The organism is Anaerohalosphaeraceae bacterium (genome assembly GCA_035378985.1).
Taxonomy (GTDB): Bacteria; Planctomycetota; Phycisphaerae; order Sedimentisphaerales; family Anaerohalosphaeraceae; genus JAHDQI01.
The window spans coordinates 1-6515 of record DAOSUR010000034.1 but is presented as its reverse complement, the minus strand read 5'-3'; the positions used below and the strand labels follow the sequence as shown (position 1 = coordinate 6515).

Annotated in this window: 7 protein-coding genes; all 7 read right to left on the bottom strand. The window is 54.1% G+C overall.

The genetic code is table 11. The features are described from left to right. Positions 1-31: 31 nt before the first annotated feature. The 7 genes from PKY88_13150 to PKY88_13120 all read right to left on the bottom strand — a co-directional run bounded on the left by PKY88_13150 (position 32) and on the right by PKY88_13120 (position 6352). On the bottom strand, positions 32-511 hold the full coding sequence (locus tag PKY88_13150) for a hypothetical protein (protein HOQ06147.1): 480 nt from the start codon (positions 509-511) through the stop codon (positions 32-34). After that, positions 511-1539 carry a hypothetical protein gene (locus PKY88_13145; protein ID HOQ06146.1) on the bottom strand — a complete coding sequence of 343 codons (1029 nt, stop codon included), beginning with the start codon at positions 1537-1539 and terminating at the stop codon, positions 511-513. Before PKY88_13145 ends, PKY88_13150 begins: the two co-directional genes overlap by 1 nt. Positions 1540-1551: 12 nt before the next feature. Then, the gene (locus PKY88_13140; GenBank protein HOQ06145.1) at positions 1552-2346 is read right to left on the bottom strand and encodes a hypothetical protein; all 795 of its coding nucleotides are present in this window, start codon (positions 2344-2346) and stop codon (positions 1552-1554) included. Between the two features lie 162 nt (positions 2347-2508). Then, positions 2509-3303 carry a hypothetical protein gene (locus PKY88_13135; GenBank protein ID HOQ06144.1) on the bottom strand — a complete coding sequence of 265 codons (795 nt, stop codon included), beginning with the start codon at positions 3301-3303 and terminating at the stop codon, positions 2509-2511. Positions 3304-3322: 19 nt separating this feature from the next. After that, positions 3323-5641, bottom strand: a complete 2319-nt coding sequence (locus PKY88_13130) for a phage tail tape measure protein (GenBank protein HOQ06143.1) — start codon at positions 5639-5641, stop codon at positions 3323-3325. 4 nt (positions 5642-5645) lie between these two features. Further along, positions 5646-5852 carry a hypothetical protein gene (locus tag PKY88_13125; GenBank protein HOQ06142.1) on the bottom strand — a complete coding sequence of 69 codons (207 nt, stop codon included), beginning with the start codon at positions 5850-5852 and terminating at the stop codon, positions 5646-5648. 44 nt (positions 5853-5896) lie between these two features. Then, positions 5897-6352 (bottom strand): hypothetical protein, encoded by a 456-nt coding sequence (locus PKY88_13120; GenBank protein ID HOQ06141.1) that lies wholly within the window; start codon positions 6350-6352, stop codon positions 5897-5899. Positions 6353-6515 lie beyond the last annotated feature (163 nt).

Here is a 6515-nt window from a genome sequence, read left to right as displayed (position 1 = left end):
TGGAGATGTTTTCTAAGCAATACGGCCCGGCCTATTTGGACAGATTAGATCCCGGCGGCTGCGTTTCCGGCCATCTTTTCTCCTTCGGCGGCCAGTGGCCCAGCGGACAGGCCCCGCCGGAGGCCCACCATTCTTGCAGATTCTGCCGGGTTCCATCGGGTTTGATTCCGAGCAGCAGGCAGACCGAGCAGGCCCTGAAAAACGTATCCCGCTCATCTTGATGCCTCCCGCTTGGCCCGGGACAGGTCAAGCAATAATCCCGAAATGATTTGATGGGGGTCAGCTCAGGAGCACTCTGTCCCTGCAGATTAATCATCTGCCGCTGCTGATACCGCTCGATATTACGTTTGATTTCCGGGGGGAAGTTGACTTCTTCTGGTCTGCCATGACAGACTTTTACACAGAAGAACTTCGGGACAATCAGCCCGATGACCTGGCACATCCGCCCGCCGGTGAAGGAATCACAGAATCTCTTTCTGTCCTCTTTGTTATGGATTACATCTATGTCCATTATAGATATTCGCAAGTGTCGGCTGCCTCATACCAGTACAATGGCCAGTCAGGACCGGTCTGAGGCCGATTGGTCATGTCTGAGATATGTGCGGTATAGCAGACATAGTGTACACCGCTGACCGAGACACCATCGCCGACGTGGTAGTCTTTCGATACGGTCCAGGCGGGGTAGGGCTCGCCATCGACGTATTCCACATAGGCCGTCCCATTGATTCCGAGGCGTTTGGGATAGGTGTTGTTTGGGTTCACGTGGAAATAACAATACGTCTGGCTGTTCTGGACAGAGACATCGGTATTGATGCATCGGGGCCTGGGGGATGTGAGGGGTCTGGCCCCTTCGAACAGGATTGCCGTCGTCCTCGTTCCCATTCCGGAAAATCCCTTTCCGATCTTCATGCTGATCATCATCTTATTAGTGTCCGAAGTAAGCCACAAGAGGATCTGGAACTTGGTCAAAGTTCCGCTGCTGTAAACCTCACCAGAACAGGTGGAGTCCGTATATCGTGTCCAGGGGACGGAGACATTCAGGCACAGTTCCCAGGCACAGAGAGGGGAAAAGAAGACAGAGCGGCTCAGAAGGAACGCCCCATTCAGCAGGCCAGAGAGCGGCAGATGAACCGAATGAATTGAATCCATTGCCTTGATGCAGGGCCCGCAGAACTCAATCCCGCTGAAGGTGACTTTTACAAAATCCGGGATTTTCTGGGGCCACCGGCAGACCTGACAATCCTTAAATGGATTGCAGCAGTGAGCAATCAGGTCTTCGATAGAATCGAAGCCCTCGATTTCAAAGACAGGCTTCACGACACCATCGACTACTTCTTCGCAGCCAATGACCCCTGACGGGCACCCTTCAAAGAGTCCTGTATCGTAATACAATCCAAAATTGATGTATGGAATCCGGACTTGGTCAATGACGAAGCATCCGATTCGATCTAAATAATTGGGGCAGGGGCAGGCAACGCGCGGCCGGAGGCGTTTCAGGGTGCCATAATCTTTGTCATAACAGCCGTATATCTTTATCATAGCCCCTCCTTACTAACTGCTGCAAATATAAAATGGAATATTGGTCATTTCGGCAGCCACCCAGATTCCGCTGACTTTCTGGGCCCATACGTATGAAAGGCGGTAATTATCCAGCTGCGATGCCGGATGGCAAAGGATTTGCACCGAGCCATACGATCCATCCACCCAGACCCATCCTTCTCCAAGGATCTTATGCGTACCCTGCATGGGATTTTGGGATAGGTCGGTCAGCAGGAAACATTCCGGCTTGTCGCCGCCGCCGCCACTGCCGCCGAATCGGATTACAGCCCATTTTTGTCCGGTTCCAGATTCTTTCCACAGGATTGTACAGGGCCCGGAACTGCTGCTTGCCAGGCATGCAGAATCCCCCTCTGCAATGTCGGCGAATCGATGGCTTTCGTCTCCAACATTGATCTGGGCCAGGCATACCCCAGCCCCCCACGCCAGCCCGATACGACCGCTGTCTATCGGTTCGGCACACACCACAAACCTGCCGGAACTATGAGCGCTCACAGCCGGCGTGCCGCCCAAAAGGGCTACCTCCTGTTTGAACATGGTCAAATTGCCGGACGGCTCGAAGATCACCCCATCGACCCCAAGAATCCCAAACTGCCCGACCGCGGCATCGCTGGTATTCTTCACACGCACCAGGTTTCGCCCATCCAGAAAGAACGGTTCCTGTCTGCCGGCCATCCCGTGCTGCTGGGAGCGGTGGGCCATGGCTGCATCAACAAAGGCATTATAGGCCGCCGTCGAGATCCGCAAGGGATCGCCGATCTTGACCTTTCCGATGGATGTTTCAAGCATTTTTCACCTCGTCTGCGTCCTTGTAAAAGTTTTCACCGAACTAAATGACAAACCTTTCCCTTCCGAGATAGCATTCCCAGCACAAGGGTATATCGTAAACGCTAACAGCGGCAATTCGGTCTTCATGGTGCTGGCAGCAGTATTTCCATTTTCTTTTTTCCATCATACGTGCAGCCGGCTGAAATCCCCGTACTCATAGACCTGCTCGATATGCACAGAATGCGGACGCTTGATCATCGAGCCGGCAGAAGCATCCTCTTCGTCAACATACTGTACCCACAGGTACTCCCAGCCCTTCTTGGTGATCCCCGTGATGTCTCCAATGGTGATGTCCGTCCGGTTTGGGCTGGCGGCAAACCGGTAGGTGATTTCCCAGTCGCCGCCTTTTCGCATCGAGCCGCAGGCCCCAAGAAAAAGCACCTCACCGGCGTTATAGCCGTTCCACGACGCCTGATTGACCTTTCCGGTAAGGTTGTAAAGTACCTGCTTGTATGCCTCGCTAACAGCGGCATCGCTCTCGTAGTTTACCAGCCCGAAATTGTAAACGGGCACCGCAATATCGACCCCTTCGATATTATTTCGTGAAACCCCGATAGCCCCCTGAAAGTTTGGGGGCGTATAGCCAGGCCGTGCATAGCGTGCAACCGTTGCAATGGATTGGGTGATATGCTGTGTGCCTCCTCCGGTATCGAATTGATATATTTTTGCTCCTGTGCCGTGCTTGCTGACGTATCCGTACCGCACCTCCCCGTACCACATCTCATCAGTTACAGCGGAAACCTGCCAGGTAAGCCGCGGTATTTCATTGAAGAGATAAGGAGATTCGGCCAGCAGAGCACTGAGGGCCTCGCTCTCGCTCTCGGTTCCCCTGATAACATACCGCAAGACAGCCCTCGGATTGTATCCAAGCTGGACATCCCTGGAGCCGGCCAACAGTTCTTTAACGCTTATGGTCATCTTGTTTTTTTCCGTTCAATCACAAAAACGCAGCGCCTTCTTCTGTGTTTTCCGCTATTTTTCTGGTGTTGCGGGCGGTTTCTGCGGTTGCCTCGGCAATTCTCTGCGCCACCCCGCCGGCTCCAAGCCCGTACAGGGCGGCACTGGAGAAGGTTCCCCTGGCCGTTGCACCCTCCAGCATATCCCTGACCTGTGCCCGTGCAGATTGGGCAGCGTCGAACGCAGCCTGTTTCGGCGGTTCAATTTCTTCCCCCTTGCTTACCTCTTTTGCCTGTTTCACTGCCTCCTCCCATTCCCTTTTGGCCTCCTTCAGTTTTTCTGCGATTTTCTCTACCTCCTCCTGATGTGCGGCCTCTATGTACTCACCTGTTTTCAGTCTTTCTCTCGCAATGTCCTCCAGGGCTGTTTCATAATCTCCCCCCGCCTGATCTCGCATTTGCTGCCTTCTGCTCTCTGTCTCTTTCTTTTTTTCCTCCAGTTCAATGTCTATTTTTTCAAGGCCACCCTGCAACTCTTCATTCAAGCCGCTTGCAAACGCCTCACTGTCCCAGTTTCTATCAACCAGAGACATCATCCAGTTGTAGACCTTGGCCAGGGCCATGGCGGTTCCTTCGATGGCTTTCTTCCACCACGACACAAACGTATCCCATGCATTTGTTGCCGCCGCCGCCGCCTCAATCATCCCAACCACAATCCCATGCTGCACAATTTCCCAGGCCGCCAACGCTCCATAAAACGCATCATACGCTATTTCCGCAAACCAGAACCTGAAATCAACCCACTTTTTGCGAATCTCATTTATCCCCTCCTCAAACTCCATTTTGATTGTCAGCCAGGCAATCCTCATCGCCAGCCCAAGATCCCCCTTTGCGTAGGCCGCAGCTATGCCCTCCCACGCCTCAATGGCGGCCGATTTCAGATCGGAAAACTTCGACGACAAAAATGAGATTGCCTTGCCGCCGGCCCCGCTTGTGTACAGAAGGGCCCCCGTCAATCCGCCAAGGGCGGCAACCGTCAGCCCTATGGGCGAGGCAAGCATAGCAAAGACGACAGAGAGGGCCTTAAACGGCAGCAGCAGTGCGGTTATCAGCACACGCACGGTTCCCAAGGCGAAAGCCGCCACCTTAAACGCTATCCCAAGCCCAACCAAAGCCATACCGGTTGCAACGATTGCAGCGGCGGCGGCACCGCTCACAGCGACCAATACTCGATGTTCATCAACAAGCTCAATAATTCTCTTGCTGATTGCGGCAATCACGTCCGCTGCAATGGACAGCGGCTTGGAGATTGCCCTTCCAATGGCAACAGCAATCCCCTCGAAAGCAGAAAACATACGCCGTAAGGCCCCGCCAAGCCCGCTATCCATCACCTTTGCGGTTTTCGCCGCCGTGCCGGCAGCATTGTCAATCGCCTCAATCAGTTCATCAAACTGTGCTGTTGTCAGTTTGGCCCCTGCTCCAATGGCCCGCACACCAAAAAGTTCATTCAAAATGCTTAAGCGTTCGACATCCCCCATGTCTTTTGTCGCTGCCCCAAGGTCTCTCATAATATCCGCAAGGTTTCGAAACCCGCCGCTGCTGTCTTTTACGACAACGCCGAGCTCCTTGAGTTTCTTGATAATTTTCGGGTCGGACATTCGGAGCATGATGTTTCGGAAGGCCGTGCCGGCCATGGATCCCTTTATGCCGAAGTTTGCCAGTGTCCCAAGGGCCTTTGCTACATCCTCCACCGTCAGCCCAAAATCCAATGCCGTCGGGGCGGCGTATTTCATGGCCTCCCCAAGATCGGACAGCGTCTGGGCCGAACGGTTCGCCGTGGCAGTCAGCACGTCGGCAATCCGCTGCATCTCACTTGCTTCCATCCCAAATGACCGAAGGGTGGACGCCGCAATATCGGTCGCCTCAGACAAGTCGGTGCCGGTTGCCCTGGCAAGGTTCAGGATGGAATCTATCGAGTTGTCAATCTCCTTGACGGAAAACCCAGCCCTGGCAAGGTTCAGCATCCCAGAGGCAACCTGCTGGGCCGTAAACGATGTTGTCATGCCAAGAGATTTGGCCTTCTCCGTCAGCCGTTCATATTCTTCCGCCGTCGCCCCTGAGGTCGCCTGTACGGCCAGCATCACATCTTCAAAGCCCTTATAAATGCCGGTTGAAACGGCAAAAGGGGCAAGAGCAGCAGAGCCGAACGCCGCCATGGCAGCCCCTATCCCCTGGATTTTGGAGCCAAAGGCCCGCAGCTGGCTTTCGGCGGCCCGCAGCCCAGCCACAAAGCGGCTGTTGTCGGCAAACAGCTCGACATAGGCCCTTCCCGCTCGAATTGCACCTGCCTGACCAGCCACAGAATCAGTCCTTCCCTGTAAACGCTCGACGCATCAAACCAATATTACTTTTGCTAATCTCAATCACTCGGTCGGTTTTCTTTCGGGCATACGGATTGAAATCATCCGGTGTAAACACTCTCCCCTTTTTGGGATCGCGGTTCACATTGGCAATCAGTGCCATTATGCTGCTTGTATGCGCCCACTGGCTTTCGAATCGGCCCTCCGACATCCAGACCAATTCCCGCAAGGTCAGCGGTAGTGGATTTACCCCGATTACCCCTGCGAGCTTCCAGACGCCAGCCCAAACGCTTTCAGAACCTCGTTTTGGGTGTCGATCCTGTCCACAAGCCCCTCTGCGTTCTGCACGGCAAGCCGAATCATTTCCCTCTGTTTTTGCACCATCTTTGCTCGATCCGGTCTGCCGCTTTGCTGGAAAAAATAGATAAGTTCCTCGTAGAATGCCTGCATCGCTTCTCGTATTGCATCCCCGCCGAGCGACTCGCCGAAGTCGATATCGCTTACAGCGTTCTTTTCCGCCTGCGGCTCACACAGCACGTACAGGACATCGCAAAGCAGCATCGCGTCCGCTCCCAGCCGCGTCAGGAGGGGCGGCTCCCCTCCTTCGGGCTCGAGCAGATTGACACCGAGTTTTTCCAGAACCCTTTTGGCCGAGCCGATTGTCAGCGACAGCTCCCATCGCCTCCCCTTTGCATCCTCAAACGCCTTCATTTGCACGTCCCTTTCATTTGCACGTCCCTTTCAAATAAATTGCCACAATCTCACATCCGGCAATGTGCAACTCTCCGGAATCCGGCTCGCTTTCCAGGTCTCCCCACATTTTGTTTTTACGAAACCATTCATCTTTCGGGCTCCGGATTAGCCTTTCATAATA